General features: G+C 62.6%; 19 protein-coding genes. 9 read left to right on the forward strand and 10 right to left on the reverse strand.

The genetic code is table 11. The annotated features are described in order from the left end of the window. Positions 1-90 precede the first annotated feature (90 nt). The 3 genes from BSG19_RS11505 to BSG19_RS11515 form a co-directional block, all read right to left on the reverse strand. Entirely contained in the window at positions 91-723 is a 633-nt protein-coding gene (locus BSG19_RS11505; protein ID WP_062596660.1) for an ATP-dependent Clp protease proteolytic subunit, read from the reverse strand. Between the two features lie 149 nt (positions 724-872). Then, positions 873-2,429, reverse strand: coding sequence for a phospholipase D family protein (locus BSG19_RS11510; RefSeq protein WP_092987927.1), 1,557 nt, complete (start codon positions 2,427-2,429; stop codon positions 873-875). Between the two features lie 55 nt (positions 2,430-2,484). Next, positions 2,485-3,405 (reverse strand): endonuclease/exonuclease/phosphatase family protein, encoded by a 921-nt coding sequence (locus BSG19_RS11515; protein WP_139274758.1) that lies wholly within the window; start codon positions 3,403-3,405, stop codon positions 2,485-2,487. A 388-nt stretch (positions 3,406-3,793) separates the two neighbouring features. Here BSG19_RS11515 and BSG19_RS11520 point away from each other — a divergent pair, with 388 nt between their 5' ends. Next, positions 3,794-5,056 (forward strand): cytochrome P450, encoded by a 1,263-nt coding sequence (locus BSG19_RS11520; RefSeq protein ID WP_092987929.1) that lies wholly within the window; start codon positions 3,794-3,796, stop codon positions 5,054-5,056. A gap of 27 nt (positions 5,057-5,083) precedes the next feature. Here BSG19_RS11520 and BSG19_RS11525 read toward each other — a convergent pair whose 3' ends face one another. The 4 genes from BSG19_RS11525 to BSG19_RS11540 all read right to left on the reverse strand — a co-directional run bounded on the left by BSG19_RS11525 (position 5,084) and on the right by BSG19_RS11540 (position 8,479). Next, entirely contained in the window at positions 5,084-5,428 is a 345-nt protein-coding gene (locus BSG19_RS11525; RefSeq protein WP_092988462.1) for a cupin domain-containing protein, read from the reverse strand. A gap of 5 nt (positions 5,429-5,433) precedes the next feature. After that, the gene (locus BSG19_RS11530; RefSeq protein WP_092987931.1) at positions 5,434-6,714 is read right to left on the reverse strand and encodes an O-acetylhomoserine aminocarboxypropyltransferase; all 1,281 of its coding nucleotides are present in this window, start codon (positions 6,712-6,714) and stop codon (positions 5,434-5,436) included. Positions 6,715-6,937: 223 nt separating this feature from the next. Continuing rightward, positions 6,938-7,810, reverse strand: a complete 873-nt coding sequence (locus tag BSG19_RS11535) for a sensor domain-containing diguanylate cyclase (protein WP_244529209.1) — start codon at positions 7,808-7,810, stop codon at positions 6,938-6,940. A 240-nt stretch (positions 7,811-8,050) separates the two neighbouring features. Beyond that, complete coding sequence (locus BSG19_RS11540) at positions 8,051-8,479, reverse strand: CoA-binding protein (RefSeq protein WP_092988463.1); 429 nt, start codon at positions 8,477-8,479, stop codon at positions 8,051-8,053. 240 nt (positions 8,480-8,719) lie between these two features. Between BSG19_RS11540 and BSG19_RS11545 the strand changes: the two genes are divergently transcribed. Next, positions 8,720-9,556: an EamA family transporter gene (locus BSG19_RS11545; RefSeq protein WP_170865964.1), complete on the forward strand. Its 837-nt coding sequence runs from the start codon at positions 8,720-8,722 to the stop codon at positions 9,554-9,556. Between the two features lie 6 nt (positions 9,557-9,562). Here the strand turns inward: BSG19_RS11545 and BSG19_RS11550 are convergent, their stop codons facing one another. Further along, positions 9,563-10,384: an enoyl-CoA hydratase-related protein gene (locus BSG19_RS11550; RefSeq protein WP_092987935.1), complete on the reverse strand. Its 822-nt coding sequence runs from the start codon at positions 10,382-10,384 to the stop codon at positions 9,563-9,565. A 360-nt stretch (positions 10,385-10,744) separates the two neighbouring features. On the opposite strand from BSG19_RS11550, the gene rplM reads away from it, so the two are divergent. From rplM to argC, 4 genes are all read left to right on the forward strand, one after another. Beyond that, the gene (rplM, locus tag BSG19_RS11555; protein ID WP_062596672.1) at positions 10,745-11,209 is read left to right on the forward strand and encodes a 50S ribosomal protein L13; all 465 of its coding nucleotides are present in this window, start codon (positions 10,745-10,747) and stop codon (positions 11,207-11,209) included. A 2-nt stretch (positions 11,210-11,211) separates the two neighbouring features. Next, the gene (gene rpsI, locus BSG19_RS11560) at positions 11,212-11,685 is read left to right on the forward strand and encodes a 30S ribosomal protein S9 (RefSeq protein ID WP_092987937.1); all 474 of its coding nucleotides are present in this window, start codon (positions 11,212-11,214) and stop codon (positions 11,683-11,685) included. Between the two features lie 148 nt (positions 11,686-11,833). Beyond that, positions 11,834-12,826 (forward strand): agmatinase, encoded by a 993-nt coding sequence (gene speB, locus BSG19_RS11565; RefSeq protein ID WP_092987939.1) that lies wholly within the window; start codon positions 11,834-11,836, stop codon positions 12,824-12,826. 51 nt (positions 12,827-12,877) lie between these two features. Continuing rightward, on the forward strand, positions 12,878-13,810 hold the full coding sequence (gene argC / locus BSG19_RS11570) for an N-acetyl-gamma-glutamyl-phosphate reductase (protein WP_092987941.1): 933 nt from the start codon (positions 12,878-12,880) through the stop codon (positions 13,808-13,810). 84 nt (positions 13,811-13,894) lie between these two features. Here the strand turns inward: argC and BSG19_RS11575 are convergent, their stop codons facing one another. After that, positions 13,895-14,992, reverse strand: a complete 1,098-nt coding sequence (locus BSG19_RS11575; RefSeq protein WP_092988465.1) for a COX15/CtaA family protein — start codon at positions 14,990-14,992, stop codon at positions 13,895-13,897. A gap of 224 nt (positions 14,993-15,216) precedes the next feature. On the opposite strand from BSG19_RS11575, the gene BSG19_RS11580 reads away from it, so the two are divergent. The 3 genes from BSG19_RS11580 (at position 15,217) to BSG19_RS11590 (ending at position 17,607) form a co-directional block, all read left to right on the forward strand. Continuing rightward, positions 15,217-15,429, forward strand: a complete 213-nt coding sequence (locus BSG19_RS11580) for a DUF2842 domain-containing protein (protein WP_092988466.1) — start codon at positions 15,217-15,219, stop codon at positions 15,427-15,429. Positions 15,430-15,456: 27 nt separating this feature from the next. Next, positions 15,457-16,200, forward strand: a complete 744-nt coding sequence (locus tag BSG19_RS11585) for a metallophosphoesterase family protein (RefSeq protein WP_092987943.1) — start codon at positions 15,457-15,459, stop codon at positions 16,198-16,200. Positions 16,201-16,344: 144 nt separating this feature from the next. Beyond that, on the forward strand, positions 16,345-17,607 hold the full coding sequence (locus BSG19_RS11590; RefSeq protein ID WP_092987945.1) for a GNAT family N-acetyltransferase: 1,263 nt from the start codon (positions 16,345-16,347) through the stop codon (positions 17,605-17,607). A gap of 7 nt (positions 17,608-17,614) precedes the next feature. On the opposite strand, the gene BSG19_RS11595 is transcribed toward BSG19_RS11590, so the two are convergent. Next, positions 17,615-19,834, reverse strand: coding sequence for a GumC family protein (locus BSG19_RS11595; protein WP_092987947.1), 2,220 nt, complete (start codon positions 19,832-19,834; stop codon positions 17,615-17,617). Positions 19,835-20,009 lie beyond the last annotated feature (175 nt).

Below are 20,009 nucleotides of genomic sequence, written 5' to 3' on the forward strand. Positions count from 1 at the left end.
GTCGATAGTAACGGCTTTGGTCTCGGGATAAAGACCCTTGAAAGTTACAATTGTGTCACAAATGCATCATTCGCGACACAAAAGCCATGATCAACTTTCGACGGCCGATTCCATTGCCTCGCGAGAGGTGATGACCTTGTCGATCACACCCCAGGCAAGAGCCTCGTCCGACGTCATAAAGTGGTCACGATCGAGCGTCTGTTCAACCTCTTCGTAGGTCCGTCCGCAATGCTTGACGTAAACCTCGTTCAGGCGACGCTTCATCTTCAGGATGTCGCGCGCATGACGCTCGATGTCGGAGGCCTGCCCCTGGAAACCGCCGGAGGGCTGGTGAACCATGATGCGGGCATTCGGCGTGGAGAAGCGCATGTCCTTATGGCCGGCGGCCAGCAGCAGCGAGCCCATGGACGCAGCCTGACCGATGCAGAGCGTCGATACGGCCGGCTTGATGAACTGCATCGTATCGTAGATCGCCATGCCGGCGGTGACGACGCCGCCCGGCGAATTGATGTAGATCGCGATTTCCTTCTTCGGGTTTTCAGCCTCGAGGAAGAGAAGCTGGGCGCAGACCAGCGTTGCCATATGATCTTCCACAGGGCCGGTGAGGAAGATGATGCGCTCCTTCAGGAGGCGCGAAAAGATGTCGTAGGATCGTTCGCCACGGTTGGTCTGCTCGACGACCATCGGCACGAGCGCCATAGCGGTATCAACGGGATTTGTCATGTCAGCCCTTCGTCTCATGAATGCGCGAACACTTCGCGTATCGGAATCATTCGAATATCTCTGCCCCTTTACATAGAGTGTCAGAGGTAGGCACTTCAAGTCGGCTGCCATCTATAACGTTAACGAGAGCCGCTTGCCCGAAAGTGGCGTCAGAGCTGGGATTCGATGGGAAGGTAGCCGATGATCGCGGCCGTCACCCGGCGCCAGAAACCGGCATCCGGCTCACGTTCGAGCATCCGCGAGCAGTGCTGCGCCTCGTCGTTCCAGCAGAGCTTGCCCTTTTCCAGCGAGAGCCTGAAACTCGTGCCGGGATGGGTTTCGAGCGCGAAGATCGCATCGACATCCGCCACCAGCGACGGGCAGGTGAAGAGCACGCCCATCTCGGTGTTGAGCGAGGCGGAACGCGGATCGAAATTCATGGAGCCGACGAAAGCGCCCTTGCCGTCGATGGTGAACGCCTTGGTGTGGAGGCTTGCTCCGCGCGACCCGAAAAGCGAGATACGCTGCGTTTCCGTCGCCTCCTGCACCGCCTTCAGCTCGTAGAGCGTGACGCCGGCGGCCACGAGCCTGCGGCGGTAGTTGGCATAGGCGCCGTGGACGGCGGCAACGTCCGTCGCGGCCAGCGAGTTGGTCAGGATCGCCACATCGACGCCTTTCTCCACCAGTCCGCACAGTTCCTTCACGCCATCGGCACCGGGAATGAAATAGGGCGAAATGATCTTCACGCTCTGGCCCGCCGCCGTGATATGCGGCAGCAGTTCCTGCATCAGCCAGTTCTGGCGGCGCTCCAGATGGGCCTTTTCCGGCGGATCGGCCTTGATGGTGATGTCGCCGGTGAACCGCAGTTCACCATTGCCGTGAAACAGGCCGGGTTCGACTGCCGCCTGCTCCACATGACCGAGATAATGCCGACCGCCCTTGCCGCGCGCGAGTTTGGCGAGCTTGCGGCGCAGGCGCGGAAGGTAGTGGCGATGCGGGGTGCGCAGCGATCCGATCGGCAGCACCATGGAGCTGTTCCAGTAGTCGTCGAAGACGCTTGCCGCCTCCCGGGCGATAGGACCGAGCATCCACATGTCGAGATCCCGGAAATTCGCCTGCTCCGCCGCATCGAAATAGGCGTCGCCGATATTGCGGCCGCCGGCGATGACAACGCGACCGTCGGCGATCCAGGTCTTGTTGTGCATGCGTCGCGTCGCCCGCAGCGGCCGCAGCATCATTTCCAGCCCGCGGCGGAAGCGGTCGTTTCGCGCGCGGCTGGGGTTGAAGAGCCGCACCTGAATGTTCTCATGCGCGTCCAGCGCCAGGCAGAAGCGGTCGTGCAGCCCGGCATTGATGTCGTCCAGGAGCAGGCGGACCTTCACGCCCCTGTCTGCAGCGGCCAGCACTTCGCCTGCCAGAAGCCGTCCCGTGAGATCGCGACGCCAGTAGTAGTATTGCAGATCGAGACTGCGCCCCGCCTTGCGCGCCGAGATGGCCCGGACGGAGAAGGCGTCCATGTTGTCGGAAACGAGCGTGACCGCGCTCTGCCCGATCTTGTCCGCAAGCAGCGGCACGCTCTCCCGGTCGATGTCCGTCTGCCCCTCTACCGGCTCGATCGCCTTTGCCGGCTGTCCGTAAAGATGCCGTCCGAAGCGACCGTAGATGTAGATCGTGCCGAGCGCCGCCAGAACGGCTAGCACGCCAAGGAAGATGATCAGCCATTTCATGGAGAGGACGCAGGCCTTTGTGTGAGTCGGGCAAGCCGGGTTTCGCAGATGCCACTTACACCGGCAATATCGTCCCCGTCGTGTCCGTCGTGATCGCCTCGGTCCGGGGGGCCGCACCTTCGCCAAGGTCCTTGCGGGTCGAGAGGGCTGCCTGAAGATCGATATGCGCCTTCAGTGGCAGATGGTCGGATGCGACACGCGAGAGGGTCGAATTGTGCACCTCGACATGCGTGACCAGCGTATGCGGGCTGCCCATCACCCGATCAAGCGCCAGCAGCGGGTAGCGCGACGGGAAGCTCGGAACCGCCGAAATCGAGTGGTCGAAGACGGGGCTGAGCAGAGACAGCGCAGAGCGCTTGCCGATCCGCCATTCGTTGAGGTCGCCGATCAGCAGCGTCGGCCGTTCCTCGGCCTCTTCGATCGCAGCAAGGATCGCACGCGCCTGTTGGCTCCGGGAATGCCTGAGCAAGCCGAAATGGGCAGCGATGATGCGCAGCGGCCCGTGCTTGAGGTCGAGGTCCACCACCAGCGCACCGCGCGGCTCGACACCCGGCAGCTTCAGCTGGCTGACCTTGGCGACGGCCCCCTCGCGCACCAGCAGCAGATTTCCATGCCAGCCATGACCTTTTGGCGAGAAGGCTGCGATCGGCACCGACAGGAGGTGACAATCCCGGTGCAGCCGCTCAAGATCCAGAAGCCCTGCCCGCTCCCCAAAGCGCTGGTCGGCCTCCTGAAGCGCAATAATATCGGCATCGATCTCGCAGATCACATCCATGATGCGGCCCGGGTCGAAGCGTTTGTCGGTGCCGACGCATTTATGAATATTGTATGAGGCGACCACCGTATCCCCACGCGCACCCCCGGACGCCTCCCGCCCGGGCAGCGGCACGCGACGCGCTCTCAGGGCCGCAAGCAACCCGCCGGCCGTCTTGCCGGCTTTCAGAAACTTGACGGGCTTGGCTGGCTTTTGCGACATGGCAGGGCTCACCTTCGCTCTTGGATGCTTCGGGTCGGAATGGATGTCTCCATCGCTCTGGAGATAGCAAGAACATGGCGCAAGACAAGGCAAAGACGCCGCGCGGCAAGCGGGATGCCGTATGTTACCAGCCGCCGACCCACGCATCTGCAAGACGATTTCGGTGAAACGGCGACCGCCCGAACCTGGGGAATATCGAGCAGGCAGCACGGCTGATCTTGACAACGCGGCCATGCCGATCGTCTTCTGTCGCACGCGCCAAGACGGCGTTCCCGCGCGCCGGAGCTTCAGGTCACGATGGCTCGGTCGACGTGGCCCCAGCCCCGGTCAACGCCCTCACTCACATTCCAGCAGCGCGCACTGCGCCGCCGCTTGTATTGGACATGCAATGCCGACTGCCACACCTTCCGCTCCGTCTCCCGTCATCATCGATGCCGTCACGCGGCACGTGCGGCTCGACATCCACGATCCCGCCTTCTACCGCGATCCGCTGCCGACCTATGCTGCACTGCATGCGGCCTGCCCTACGTTCTTCTGGGAAGAGCCGGGACAATGGTTTTTTACGGGCTACGACCAGGTGAACGCGCTGTTACGCGACCGCCGTTTCGGGCGGCAGATCCTGCATGTGGCGACCCGCGAGGAACTCGGCCTTCCCGATCCGACGCCGCATCTCGCCGATTTCGACCGGCTGGAGCACCATTCGCTCCTGGAACTGGAGCCGCCGGCGCACACGCGCCTGCGCACGCTCGTCAACCGCGCCTTCGTGTCACGCCATGTGGAAGCGCTGCGACCCGAGATCGCCGCGCTCTGTCACCGTTTGATCGACGGGTTTAAGAACGACGGAAGCGTCGAGCTGCTGAAAACCTATGCAGAGATCGTGCCCGTTACCGTGATCGCCCGCATGCTGGGCGTGCCGCTCGACATGGCGCCGAGCCTGCTCGACTGGTCGCACCGCATGGTGAAGATGTATGTGTTCAATCCCTCGCTGGAAACGGAGCACGATGCGAACCGGGCCTCCGCCGAGTTCGATGCCTATCTCCGCAGCATTATCGCCTGGAAGCGCGACAATCCTGCCGACGACCTGCTGACCCACATGATCACATCCGAGAAGGACGGCGAACGGCTGACGGAAGACGAGCTTGTATCGACCGCCGTTCTCCTGCTGAATGCAGGCCATGAGGCGACGGTGCACCAGCTCGGCAACGCGGTCGCGGCCATCCTGCAAACAGGAGCGGATCCAGCCGCCCTTTTCGCCGACGACGCCGCTACCGAAAGAACGGTGGAAGAATGCATGCGGTACGCTGCACCTCTGCACATCTTCCAGCGCCATGCTCTATCGGATATCGAGCTCGAAGACGGAATTTCGCTGAAAAAGGGCGACCGTATCGGCCTCATGCTCGCGGCCGCCAATGTCGATCCGCGACGCTTCAGCGATCCGTCTATCTTCCGGCCGGGCCGCAACGAAGGCCCCCACCTCTCCTTCGGCGCCGGCATCCACTTCTGCATCGGCGCGCCGCTCGCCCGGCTGGAACTCAAACTGTCCCTGCCGATCCTCTTCGAACGCCTGCCGGCGATGCGTCTGGCGGGCACGCCGGTGTTCAAGGACAGCTATCACTTCCACGGGCTTGAGCGGCTGGATCTGGCATGGTGAGGCTGGCATGGAGTGAAGCCGTGACGTCTAGATCCGGATCACGTAGTCCTTGCGAGTCGTTTCAAGCACTTCCCAGGTTCCCTTGAAGCCGGGTCTCAGGATCAGGCTGTCGCCGGTCTTCAGGTCGAAGGTTGCTCCATCGTCGCTGGTCACCACCGAATGCCCCGAGAGGATGTGAAAGTACTCCCACTCCTCGTAGACGATCCGCCACTTGCCAGGCGTTGCCTCCCAGATGCCTGCGTAGAGGCCACCGGGGGCTTCCTCGATGTTCCATGTGCGGAACTCCGGCTCGCCGGAAATGAGGCGATCTTCGGCCGGAGCACCGATATCCGGCTGGATGCCGGTGATGTCGAAAGTGAGCGAAACCGTCATCGGCATCACACCTTTGCCAGCGATTGTTCGAGATCGGCAATGATGTCGGCGGCGTCCTCGATGCCGATCGACAGGCGCACCACCTCGGGTCCCGCTCCAGCCGATACCAGCTGTTCTTCGTTCAACTGGCTATGCGTGGTGGAAGCCGGGTGGATGACGAGCGATCGGGTGTCACCGATATTGGCAAGATGCGACAGCATCGAGACGCCCTCCACGAAGGCCTTGCCTGCGGCATAGCCGCCCTTCAGGCCGAAGGTGAAGACGGCGCCTGCGCCGCGCGGTGCGTAGCGCTGCTGCAACGCATGGTTCGGATCGCTTTCAAGGCCCGCATAATTGACCCAGGCCACCTTGTCGTGTCCGCTCAGATAGCGCGCGACGACCAGCGCGTTGTCGCAATGGCGCTGCATGCGCAGCGGCAGCGTCTCGATGCCGGTCAGCAGCATGAAGGCGTTGAACGGGGAGATCGCCGGGCCCAGATCGCGCAGGCCGAGCACGCGGGCTGCAATCGCGAAGGCGATATTGCCGAAGGTCGCGTGCAACACCATGCCGTTATAGTCCGGACGCGGCTCGGACAGCGCTGGATATTTGCCCGATGCCGACCAGTCGAACGTGCCGCCATCCACCAGAATGCCCCCCATCGAATTGCCATGCCCGCCCATGAACTTCGTCAGAGAGTGCACGACGACATCCGCGCCATGCTCGATGGGCCGAACGAGGTAGGGGGTCGCCATCGTATTATCAACGATCAGCGGCAAACCGTTGCGATGCGCGATCTCGGCAATGGCCTCGATATCGACGAAGGTGCCACCGGGATTGGCGAGACTTTCGATGAAAATCGCCTTCGTCCTCCCGTCGATTTCAGCCTCGAAGCTCTCGGGCGCCGCCGTATCCGCCCACCGCACCTGCCAGTCGAAGGATTTGAACGCCTGTCCGAACTGGTTGATGGAACCGCCGTAAAGCCTGCGCGCGGCAATGAAATTGTCGCCCGGCGACATCAGCGTGTGAAAAGCGATCAGCTGGGCCGCATGGCCCGACGCCACCGCAAGGGCCGCCGCCCCGCCCTCCAGCGCCGCCACGCGCTCTTCCAGCACGGCCTGCGTCGGGTTCATGATGCGCGTGTAGATATTGCCGAAGGACTGAAGGCCGAACAGAGACGCCGCATGATCGGCATCGTCGAAGACGAAGCTCGTCGTCTGGTAGATCGGCGTGGCGCGCGCCCCGGTCGTCGGATCCGGCTGCGCCCCGGCGTGAATAGCCAGCGTATGGAACCCCGGTGCGTTCGTCATGTCTTGTCCTCCCTGTCGCGGGCGTGGGTGCCGGCGCTCGTTGTTGCGTCTGTTATGCGCCTAGCCCAGCCAGCCGCGACGTTCTCATGTCCAGCACACTATTCCAGACCCACGGTCGGACCGAAAGAGGCAAACGGCGTGCTCTTTTATCGAAGCACCGGCGTCGGGTGACGAGTCATGGCGACATCGGCGTCCGGCTTTCGCGTCAGGCGATGATCGGCACCTAAAGGGCCGAGACCCGGTTGCGGCCGGCGCGTTTCGAAAGATACAATCCCTCGTCAGCGCGTTTGAGGATATCGCTGGAAAAGCAATCCGGCCGATCGAACTCGCTGACGCCGCCGCTGATTGTCGCGTCGCGGTGCAAGGTTTCGCGAAGGACGATGGGAACGCGTGCACGCAATCGCTCTGCAATTTCCAGCGCATCGCGACGATGCGTACTGGGCATGACGACCACGAATTCATCGCCTCCAAAACGGGCGATCACATCGTTCTGGCGCAGAACCTGTCGGCACAGGCGAGCGATTTCCACCAAAGCGGCATCGCCGGCCTGATGCCCCATCTCGTCATTCAGCTGTTTGAAGTTGTCGAGATCGAAAACGAGGACCGATGTCTGGGATTCTTCCAGCCTGAAGATCTCAAGGCGTCGATCCAGGGTCTCGATGAGCTTCCGCCGGTTGTAGAGCCCCGTCAGGGCGTCGGTCTCGCTGAGTTGGCGCAACTCTTGCTGAATCTCGTTCTTGTCCGTGATGTTGCTCGCCACCCAGACGACGGCAGACTCGCCCTCTACCTGAAAATCGAGCGCCTGGATGCGGCCTTCGAACCAGAGTGAGTGGCTCGGTCCGTCGCCGGCTCCGTTAATGTCACTGCCGCTGAGTTCGTATTCGACGATCTGGAGGCCACTGCTTTCCAGCGCCTTTTCAATTTCAGCAATGAACCACTTTGCCTTCTCCTCCTTCACCACCTCGGATATGCTGCGTCCCACAAGACCGCTGCTGTCATGATAGTGCCTCAGATCGCGCCCTCCGAATATCGCCGCATACCGGCCGCTTCGCGTCAGGATGAACGCGGGGTCCGGAAGCGAGGAAAGGATGGACATCAGTTGCTGCTGCGTAAACAAGGAACCACTTTCCCACATCACGTGACGACGGCCCTGCGGATAAAACACCCGTATATGCAAACGGTGCTTATTCTATCTGCAGTTCGGGCTTCTACCGTCTCGGATACCACAACAGCATTTCAATTCTCTAAATAACGCATCTCCAATTTATCGGTGCAAGGCGCGTTTGGCGAAATGCCCTCCCGGTAGACGAATTGCAGTCCGGGGATCGGTGCCCAATCACCCCACAAGCCGGGGATACTCAATCGCCGGGCACCGATCCATCACCACCTTGATACCACGCGCTTCCGCCTTCTTCGCCGCTGCATCGTCGCGGACCGAGAGCTGGCCCCAGATGGCCTTCGGCAACGGATCGAGCGCCAGGATTTCGTCCACAAGCGCCGGCAGGGCGTCGGCGGCGCGGAAGACGTCGATCATGTCGATGGGCTCCGGTATATCGGCCAGACGAGCGTAGACGGTGCGGCCCTGGAGCTGGCGGTCTGCAAGGCCCGGGTTAACGGGGTGGACGATGTAGCCCTTGCGCAGCAGGAAACCCATCACCCGGTAACTCGGGCGCTCCGGGTTGGCCGAGGCGCCGACGAGCGCGATCGTCCGCGTCGAGCGCAGAATGTCGGTGAGGTAGATGTCCGGGTATTGATCGTGATTCATGATAGCCTCCTGCATCTTCTTTCTGGCGCGCATTTCCCATCTTTCCAACGGAAAAGATGAGGGTGACCTGCGCGGTTCCAGAGAAAACGCATCTTTCCCAAGGGAAAAACTTTTGGCATCGTTGTAAAGCGCTGTTCCTGTCATAAAACTGTCGCACGGACACATCGCCGTGCTTGCGATCCGGTCTCTCGCTTGCCACAAAGAAGGTGCGCTTCCGCCACCCTCGCCCTTCGGTTTCCCGTGCCGCTCGACGTCCTCCTCTTCGTTCTCTTCGGCGCCCTGCTGCATGCCGGGTGGAATGCGATGGTGAAGGCAGGGACGGACAAATCGCTGGATGCGGCGATGATCGCGCTCGGCGCTGCCGTCATCGCCCTGCCCATTCTGCCCTTCATGCCGCTGCCGGATGCGCGGGCGGTGCCGTTTCTACTTGCTTCGGCCTTTCTGCAGTTCGGCTATTTCCATCTCGTGGCCGCCGCCTACACGGCCGGCGATATCGGATTGGTCTATCCGTTGATGCGGGGCGGCGCGCCGCTGCTCATTGCTGCGACCAGCAGCATGATCGTCGGGGAAAGGCTCACAAAGGGCGCTTTCCTGGGCATCCTCGCCATCTCCGCCGGCATCTTCACGCTGGCCTTCGAGGCGCGGCGAAGCGGAACACGGGCCATCGTTCTCGCCCTCGCCAATGCCGTGTTCATCGCCGCCTATACCTATGTCGATGGTATCGGCGCGCGGCTGTCGGGCAATGCCATCTCCTACACGCTGTGGATGGCGCTGCTGCCGCCCGTTCTGCTCTTCGGCTGGGCGATCTCGCGGCGCGGCGCGGCACCCGTATTGCGCCATATCCGGCACAACGGCTGGCGGGGAATCGTGGGCGGCGCGGGCTCCATCGGCTCCTACGGCATCGCGCTCTGGGCGATGACGAAAGCGCCGGTCGCAACCGTCGCAGCCCTCCGCGAGACTTCGATCCTCTTTGCGATCGTCATCTCCGTCACAGTATTGAAGGAGCGCATCAGCCCCTTCCGCATCGCGGCGGCCTGCCTGATCGCATTCGGCGCGCTGCTTCTGAAGCTCGCCTGACGGTCGCTAGGACCTGGGCCAGAGAGGCGCGCGGTTCGTTAGAAATGCCTCCATGCCTTCGACAGCATCCGGCGTCATCGCGCTTTCAGCCTCCGCCTTCGCGGCCTCGGCATAGGCTTGTTCAAGCGACATCGATGCCTGCCGGTCGAAAGCGGCCTTTACCGCCCGCTGCGCATCCTGCGACTTCGAGGCGATGACGGCGGCATACTTGTCCACCACCTGCCGCAGATACGGCTTGGGCACGATACGGTTCACGAGGCCGAAATCCTTTGCCGTGGACGCGTCGATCGTCTCGCCGGTCAGCAACATTTCCATCGCCTGCTTCCGGCTGGCTGCGCGCGCCAAAGCCACGACCGCGCCCATCGGGGCAACGCCGATATTGACGCCCGGCGCGCAGAACGTCGCGGTGTCCGTGCAGATCGCGAGATCGCACGCCGCAACCAGTTCGCACCCCGCCGCCGTCGCCAGACCGTCTATCTCGGCAATGACAGGCTGCGGGAGCGCCGAGATCGTCGTCATCAACCGCGCCGAGAGGGTAAAAGCCGCCTCGAACGCATCACGGCCCCCATCCTCCTCCCCGCGCCGCCGCGTCAGTTCATCGAGATCGAGACCCGCCGAGAACACGGGTCCGGTCGCGGCGATGATGATCACGCGGAGCGCGGCATCCGCTGCCGCCGTGTCGAGTTCAGCCAGCAGCGCCTCGATGACCGCCGTCGAAAGCGCGTTGAGCGGCGGGTGGTTCAGCGTCAGGCGCAGCACGCTGCCCTCGCGTTCCCGCAGCACGAGGTCGCGGGGTTCCTGAGGGCGCAGGGAAACAATCTCGGCCATGTCGGCTCCTTCTGAAGGGGCGAAAACGTGGTCTCCAGCTACGCCGGCTGCTTTCCGCTTTCAAGCCGAACGGCGGTAAATGTGCCGCAACAGCGGGTCCAGCCACGCAAAATCGGCGGTATTTCTTGTGGTATCATAAAACCACACTACTAACCCATTGTTTTCCTTGGATACGCGCGAGACGCTACCTCTTCTCGGCTATTGACGGACGAACCGACCTCCCCTTATAAGCCACCCTGTTCGCGGGCGGTCACGTCCGCGTTCGTTTTTGCAGATCTTCCCTCGGGTCGGATCTTGCAAATCAAGCAACAAAAAACGCCCGGCGGAAACGTATCGGGTCCCAAACGAAAGAGTTTCATCATGTCAACCTTCGTTCAGAAGCCTGCAGAGGTGGAGAAGAAGTGGATCCTCATCGACGCCGAAGGCCTCGTTGTGGGTCGCGTCGCGACCATCATCGCCAACATCCTGCGCGGCAAGCATAAGGTCACCTACACTCCGCATGTCGACGACGGCGACAACGTCATCGTCATCAATGCCGAGAAGGCCGTGCTCACCGGCAAGAAGTACACCGACAAGAAGTACTACTGGCACACCGGCTACCCCGGCGGCATCAAGGAGCGCACTGCGCGCCAGATCATCGAAGGCCGCTTCCCGGAGCGCGTTCTCGAGAAGGCTGTCGAGCGCATGGTTCCCCGCGGTCCTCTCGGCCGTCGCCAGATGAAGAACCTTCGCGTCTACGCAGGCACGAACCATCCGCATGAAGCCCAGCAGCCGACCGTCCTCGACGTCGCCAAGCTGAACACGAAGAACGTAAGGAGCGCCTGATCGTGGCCGACCTCTCCTCTCTAAAAGAACTTGGCACGGTCGCGGAAGCCAGCAACGCTGCTCCCGTTCATGTCAAGAAGATCGACGCCCAGGGCCGCTCCTACGCGACCGGCAAGCGCAAGAACGCCGTTGCCCGCGTCTGGGTCAAGCCGGGCTCCGGCAAGATCACCGTCAACGGCAAGGCCTATCTCGAGTATTTCGCGCGTCCGGTTCTGCAGATGATTCTGCGTCAGCCGATCTTCGCAGCTGCTCGTGACGGCCAGTTCGACATCGACGCCACGGTTGCCGGCGGCGGTCTCTCCGGTCAGGCCGGTGCCGTCCGTCACGGCATTTCCAAGGCTCTCACCTACTACGAACCCGGCCTGCGTCCGGTTCTCAAGAAGGGTGGCTTCCTGACCCGCGACAGCCGCGTCGTCGAGCGTAAGAAGTACGGCAAGGCGAAGGCCCGTCGTTCGTTCCAGTTCTCCAAGCGTTAATCGCTTCGGGCATTTTGGAATTGTCAAAGGCGGGGCTTCGGCTCCGCCTTTTTCGTTTGTATGGCCACCCGCGCTGAATATCCGGGATCTCTCTTCCCGATGACGGCTCTCCTACGATAGTCTTCTCGGGAAATCCCACGGAGTTCTCATGGCCGCCAAATCGATCGATCACGCCATCACAGCCGGTTCGCTGTTCAGCGCCGCCACCGACCCCACGCATGCGGGCATTCTGTCCTTCATGCGCCGCCGATACAGCAAGACATTTTCGGGTGTCGATGCCGTCGTCTGGGGCATTCCGTTCGACGCGGCGACGTCCAACCGGCCGGGTGCCCGCTTCGGACCGCAGGCCATTCGTCGGGCGTCGGCCATTTTCGACAATGATCCGCAATATCCGTTCCAGCGCGACCTCTTTGCCGAAATGGCCGTGATCGATGCAGGCGACTGCCTGCTCGACTATGGGCGTCACGACAAGACGCCGGCCACGATTGCGCGGGAGGCCGCGGGCATCATCGGGTCCGTGCCCTATCTGCTGACGCTCGGCGGCGACCATTTCATCACCTTGCCGCTGTTGCGGGCGCATGCCGCCAAGCACGGGCCTCTGGCCCTCGTCCAGTTCGACGCGCATCAGGATACGTGGCCCGATGCGGAAGGGCGGATCGATCACGGATCATTCGTCGGGAGCGCCGTGCGCGAGGGTCTCATCGATCCCGCACGCTCGATTCAGGTTGGCATCCGCACACATGCGCCGGAGGATTTCGGCATTCGCATTCTCTATGGCGAAGCCGTCGAGGAGATGAGCGCCTCCGCCATTGCGGCAGACATCCTTGCGCATACCGGGGGTTCCGCCACCTACCTCACCGTCGATATCGACTGCCTCGATCCGGCCTTCGCGCCGGGCACGGGCACACCGGTCTCCGGCGGGTTTTCGAGCGCGAAGCTCCTGTCGGTGCTGCGGCAGCTGGCGCCGCTCGACATTCGCGGGTCCGACGTGGTCGAGGTGGCGCCCGCCTACGACCATGCCGATATCACCGCCATTGCCGCTTCCGCCGTCGCGATGTATATGCTCGGCCTGCGCGCAGAGCGGCTTGCAAGCGGGCGGTCATCGTCGCCGGACTGTTATCAAACTGAATCAACGACGTGATAGACTGAGTCCGGGCTTGCGCCCAACCCCTTGAACCGACGGGACAAAGACATGACGGCTAAGATCTTCATCGATGGCGAACACGGCACCACAGGGCTGCAGATCCGCGCCCGCATGGCCGATCGCAAGGATGTCGAGCTTCTGTCGATCCCGGAGGCCGAGCGGCGCAATGCGGCGCTGCGCGAAGACCTTCTGAACAGCGCCGACATCGCCATTCTCTGCCTTCCCGACGATGCGTCGCGCCAGGCCGTCGCCATGCTGGCCGGCAACAACAGCGTCCGTATCATCGACACGTCCACCGCCTACCGTGTCGCGCCTGACTGGGCCTATGGTTTTGCGGAAATGGATGCGGCGCAGGCCGACAAGATTCGCGCCTCGCGCCTCGTCGCCAATCCCGGCTGCTACCCGACCGGCGCCATCGGCCTCGTGCGGCCGTTGCGGCAGGCAGGCATCCTGCCGGAAAACTATCCGGTCAGTGTCAACGCGATCTCCGGCTATACCGGCGGCGGCAAGCAGATGATCGCCCAGATCGAAGACCCTGCGAACCCCGATCCCATCACCTCGCCCGGCTTCCTCTACGGCCTGCCGCTGAAGCACAAGCATGTGGCCGAGATGAAGACCCATGGCATGCTGGAACGCACGCCGCTGTTCTCGCCCTCCGTCGGCAAGTTTCCGCAGGGCATGATCGTGCAGGTTCCGCTGTTTCTCGAAGACGTCGGCAACGGTGCGACGCTCGAGAGCATCCACGGCGCGCTCTTTGCGCATTATGCGGGCCAGTCGATCGTCGAGGTCGTACCGCTGGAAACCAGCGCCGCCCTGCCCCGCGTCGATGCCGTCGAACTCGCGGGCACAGACCGCATGAAGCTCTTCGTCTTCGGCACACCCGGCGGCGAACACGTCAACCTCGTGGCTCTGCTCGACAATCTCGGCAAAGGCGCTTCGGGCGCTGCCGTGCAGAACATGGACCTGATGCTGTCGGCCTGAGGAGCAGAGCTCCGTCTTCGGCCACCGCACGTCTGATCGCCTCGGAGCCCAAGCGGCACCGGGGCGTTTTTTCTGCGGAGACGGCTACCCCCGCACCATTCGCGTTTCCGGTGGATATTCGCCGGCGAAGCCGCGCCAGTGCGCAATGGCGAAGCCGAGTACGAGGAGCGCGCCTGCTTGATGCGCGACGCCCCAGACGATCGGCACCTGCAGAATCAGCGTCATGATGCCGATCGATGCTTGCATCAGGACCAGACAGGCGAGAACGACGGAGCGGCGGGCGTGGGTGGAATGCGGCGCCAGACGCAGATTGGCGATCATGTGGACCACGACCAGCGCAAGCAGGACATAGGCGCCGCAGCGGTGAGCGAACTGCACGGTCTTCGGGTTCTCGAAAAGATTGCGCCAGCCGGGGCTCTGGATGAAGAGGTCGCCGGGCACCAGTGCCCCATCCATCAGCGGCCAGGTATTGTAGCTGAGGCCCGCATCCAGACCGGCAACAAGAGCACCGAGATAGATCTGGAACAGCGCCATCAGGGCGATACCGGCCGCAACCAGAATCGAATAGCGTGTCGGTGGCGCGTCATCACGGTGCGGCGAGAGGCCCCGCATGATCCACAGACAGGCGGAGAAGATCAGACAGGCGATGATCAGATGGGTCGCCAGCCGATACTGGCTCACATCCGTACGGTTGACGAGACCGGATGAAACCATCCACCAGCCAATGAAGCCCTGAAAGCCGCCGAGGGCGAGAATGCCGAGAAGCGGCAGTTTCAGCCGCCGCTCGATACGGCCCGTCAGCCAGAAGAAGGCGAGCGGCAGAGCGAAGATGACGCCGATGGAGCGCGCCAGAGCCCGGTGCGCCCATTCCCACCAGAAGATGGTCTTGAAGCCCTCGACCGTCATGTCGCTGTTCATCTGCGAATATTGCGGGATCTGCTTGTAAAGCGTGAATTCCTCCTCCCACTCGGCCTCCGACAGCGGCGGAATGACACCGTGGATCGGCTTCCATTCGGTAATGGAAAGGCCCGATTCGGTCAGCCGCGTCGCACCGCCGACGAGAACCAGCGCGAACAATGCGAAGACGACGACGCCCAGCCAGATGCGGATCTGGCGACGGTTGCGCCGGGCGAGATCCATCTCTCGCATCAGCCGTTGTTCCGTCATTGCCGAGGGCATCATTGGCTTGGCACTGGTCATCGCACTGCTCCGTTCGCCTTGCTGGCGGTCGCCGGAGACAGAAAGAAGGGTGTCTTCCGGTACAGCGTTGATTTGCATCAGTCAGGCAGGCATGACAAGGAGGGACTTTGCGGCATGCGGTCGCGGCTGTGGCCGCGTTCAGCCCTGTTGTCATCAATGTGATCGCGTCTGTCACATGCCGAATGCTTCTGGAGGAGATTGAGACAATGCCGGTGCGCCTTCGCAAGCTGATCGGGACGATCCTCATCATCGTCCTCGTCATCTCCTATGCTCTTATCGCCACCACCTTTGCCGAACTGCTGCTCGGCGCGTCTCCCTGGTGGGTGCATCTTCTCTACTTCTTCTTCACAGGTCTTCTCTGGGTGCTGCCGGCCATGCTGATCATCAAGTGGATGGAGAAGCCCGCCAAACCGCGCTGACGCGCCGGGTAAAGGAAACCACCGCTCATGAAGATCGCCGTCATCGCTGACATCCACGGCAATGCACCGGCACTCGAGGCCGTGCTCGCCGATATCGACCGTCAGGGCATCCGTGACATCGTCAATCTCGGCGATCACCTCAGCGGCCCGATCGATCCGGCCAGCACCGCCGATCTCCTGATGGCACGCGACATCGTTTCCATTCGCGGCAATCACGACCGCGCGCTGATCACGCTCGCCCCTGACGAGATGATCGCGACCGATCGCTTCACGCATGCCGCCCTCTCTGATCATCATTTCGCCTGGTTGCGCACGCTTGCGCCGACGCGGCACATGGACGAGCACGGTCTCTTCCTCTGCCATGGCACACCGGAAAGCGATCTCGTCTACTGGCTGGAGGACCTGACGCCGGAGGGCATCGTGCACCGCTCGGATGCGTCACGTATCGAGCGTCTGGGGGCCGGCGTCATGGCGTCCGTGCTCCTCTGCGCCCACACGCATATCCCGCGCCTCGTCACGCTGTCCGACGGCCGCATCGTGCTCAACCCCGGAAGCGTCGGCTGCCCTGCCTATGAGGACGATGAACCCGTGGCGCACAAGGTGGAAACCGGCACGCCGCATGCGTCCTACGCCGTGATCGACAAAACCGGGCAGGGCAAAGCGGACGTCAGCTTCCGGCTCGTCGCCTATGACCATGCTTCGGCCGCCCGTCTCGCTGAGCGAAACGGACGACCGGACTGGGCACGGGCACTTTCCACAGGCTGGATGTAACGAACCGGGATGTCTTAACCTGCCGATAACCCCGTCTTCGGATATCGCCGGGAAGCCGCGCAAATGCGCGTGGGCTTAAGTAAACGTCAGAGGCTTTCCGGGTTAGATGCCGGCAACGCTTTTCAGACGGAGGGCCTTTTTGTGATGAATGCCCATATCAGCAGTTTTTCGATCGATGTGCCGCTGGCTGGCCTGCGCAGCTCCGTCGAGAGCGATATGACGCCGGCAAAACCGGCGGAAATCACCGTTTCCGTTCACGTCCTCATGTCCGCGCTTGAAGCGGACTGGCGTGAGCTGGAGGCTTCGAATACCGTTTCCCTGCATCAGAGTTTCGACTGGTGCGCCAGCTGGGTGATGACTCATGTCGAGAGGCCGCTTTTTCTGCGCGGCCGCCTTGGCGATCGTACGGTCTTCATTCTTCCGCTGGAGCTGGTGCGAAACGGCTTGTTCCGCACGGCCCGCTTCATCGGTTCCCCGCACAGCAACATCAATACCGGACTGTTCGCCGAGGATCTGGGCGGCTTGCCCCCCGAGAAACTGGCGGCGTTCATCCTTGACGAACTTATCGCGAAGCTGGCCCATGTCGCCGACATCATCACGCTGGAGAAGATGCCGCTGGAATGGCGGGGCTTGCCTCATCCGCTCGCCTCCCTGCCCTCGATCCGCAACCAGAATTCCTCCTATCAGCTTCCGCTTCTGCCGGATTTCGCAGCCACGCTGGCGCAGATCAATGCCAAGCGCCGGCGCAAGAAGTTCCGTGTGTCCGAACGGCGCATGGAGAGCTATGGCGGCTACGACTACATCATTGCCGACAGCCTCGATGAGCGCCGCGCGATACTCGACGTCTTTCTCGCCCAGAAAGCGGCACGGTTCGAAGCATTGGGCTTGCCGAACGTTTTCCGGGACGCTTCGACGCAGGCCTTCCTGCGCGCCGCCATCTCACAGGACGGAACGCTCGAAAACAGGCCACTATCCCTGCACGCTCTACGCCTTCGCAGCGACGCCGACAGTCGTATCGTTGCGATTGCAGGCGTCTCGCGCAAGGGCGACCACATGATCTGCCAGTTCGGTTCGATCGATGAGACGCTCGCCGCAGATGCGAGCCCCGGCGAACTTCTGTTCTACAGGATCATCGAACGCGCCTGCAGCGAAGGGGTGCGTCTGTTCGATTTCGGGATCGGCGACCAGCCCTACAAGCGCTCGTGGTGCACGGTCGAAACGCCCCATCACGATATCGTCCTGCCGCTGACAGTTCGTGGCCGTCTTGCTGCCGGCGTCCACCGGCTGATCGTGCGCACCAAACGCGCCATCAAGTCCAATCGCAGTGTTTATGCCGCCGTGCAGCGGTTCCGGCAGAAGCATCAGGGCAAGATATCTCCGGCATCGACGGACGTCGAGGCGGACTGAATGCGCCTCAGGCGGCGCGGCGGTCCGGTTCCGGCAGCGGCTGGCCGGCGAGCCGCGCATCCATGATGTGGATGTGGTCGTAACCGGCCTCCGCAAATTCCGTGATGATCTCGACGATGTCCTCGGCCGAAACCTCGGGAACCGAGAAGATGATCTCGACATCGTTGGCCCGCGCAAGACGCGACACCGCCTCGGCATCGGCATCCGCACATTCGACCAGCACGAGATCGTAGGCATCCGTCAGGGCTTCGATGACAATCTGGAGGCGGTCCATCGCCTGCATGGCCACCGCCGGATCGGCGTTGCCGCGCGGAACGATATGCGCATCCGAGCCGCGGTCCGCATGCAGCGCATCGGCAAAGGCGATGTCGTCGGCGAGCAGATCGGTAATCCCTGGCATGTTTGCCGACAACGCCATCAGGTCCGTCGGGCAACCGGATGCCGTGAGATCGACCAGCACGACGCGCCGCCCCTCTTCCGAAACCATCCGCGCCAGTGCCACCGTCTGGGTGGAACCGGCGTCGCCCGTGGGGGATACGATAAAGGCGAGCGGTATGCGGTCGACGATCAACGCGGCAGCCACGTTCTCCACGAAGAAGCCGTCGAGCGGCACATCGGTCGCCACGTCCTGTTCCCTCGCGTCGAAGGCGGAGGCAACGGCGATGCCTCGGGCGGCTGCGGGCTCTGCCCCCTGGCGCACGCCCTGAACGGTCGCAGCCTGCCTGCGGAAACCCCAGCCGCGCTTGTTCGGCTCCGGCGTATTCGGCGGTACCGGCGGCACCGGTTGCGTGGAGACGGCAAGCGGCGCCGGCACGGGCGCACCGACCGGGCGCAGGGCGCGGCCGCTGAAAAGCTCCTGCAGCATGATGACGACGCAGCTCAGCAGAAATGCCGCCATCGCCGCAACGACGGTGATCGGCAGGATCTTCGGGAAGCTCGCTTCCGTCGGCTCGACAGCGCTGGAGATCACGCGTGCATCGGCGGGCGCGGCGCTGGCGCCGGTGCGGGAGCTCGCCTCGCGATACCGCGAGAGGTAGGTTTCCAGCAATTGCCGCTGGGCGGCGGCTTCGCGTTCCAGCGCGCGCAGACCGACTTCGTCTTCGCCGGCTTTGGCGGAAGACGCTTTCAGCGTGTTCATCTGCTGGGTCAGCTGGCGCTCCCGGAGTTCGCCGACCTTTGCCTCGTTCTCGAGGCTCGCCAGGATTTTCTGCGTCTCCTCGCGGATCTGCTCGCGGATGCCCGTCAGCTGCGACCGCAGCGCCTTGATGCGGGGATGGCCGTCGAGCAGCGTGGTCGACAGGTCGGCCGTCTGGTTCTGGATCTGGGATTCCGATTCTTTCAGTCGCTGGATCATCGCGGAGCCCACGACTTCGTTCAGCGTCTCGGCGCCACGGCCGCTCGACAAGGCCGCGCGGACATTTTCGGCTCGCGCCTCGGCCGTCGCCCGCTCGCCGCGCACGCGGGCAAGCTCCGTGGAGATATCCGTCAGTTGGCGCGTGGCAAACGAGCCGCTGTCGCCGGAGGGCAGCAGGTCGGCGCTGGAGCGGTATTCCGCGATCTTCCCTTCCGCCGCACGCACCTTTTCCCTGAGGTTCGCGATCTCCGGCTCCAGCCATCGGCTGGCCTCGGTGTTGGAATCGAGCTTTGCGCCGGCCTTCAGAGCGAGATAGATTTTCGCCATCTCGTTGGGAATGGCGGCGGAGAGTGCGCGATCCTTGGACGTGAACTGGATGCCGATGACGCGCGACTTCTCGACCTGATAGACCTGCAGCTTATCCTGAAACTCCTTCAGCACCCTCTCCTCGGGTGGCATATCGAGCGGATTGCGCTTGAGACCGAGCATCACGAGGATATCGGAGACGGCGGACGGGTCGGCCGTGGGGTCGAACTCCTTCAACTCGTGCAGGCGCATGTTGCGCGCCACCTGTTTGATCAGGTCCACAGAGCGCAGCAACTGCACTTCACTCGAAATGCCCGGCTCGTCGAAGGACGTCGCGCTCGCCGCAGATGGTTGCAGCGTCGTCGAGCTGAATTCCGGCTCGCGTGGCTCGATCAGCAATCGTGTTTCGCTGTCGTAGCGCGGGGAAATCATATGCGCTGCGGTAAAGGCGAGCGCCGCGACGGCCACGGTGGTCAGGAGAACCCGCGTCCGGCGACGCCAGATCGCACGGAACAGACCTCCAAGGTCGATATCCACGTCCTGTTGACTGCCGCTAAAGCCTGACATCCACGCACCTGCAAACGAGCATTGTTGGGGTGCAAGGTAAAGAAAGATGGTAACCCGAGCGTTAACGCGTGGGTGGCAGAGACCTTTCTTTATACTATTTTAGCGATTCAATATTCATGCTGATTGCCGGGTCCCTTTACCGCCTGTTAACCCTAACAGATCGATAACGGCATCA

This window comes from Rhizobium sp. NFR03 (assembly GCF_900111275.1).
Lineage (GTDB): Bacteria > Pseudomonadota > Alphaproteobacteria > Rhizobiales > Rhizobiaceae > Ferranicluibacter.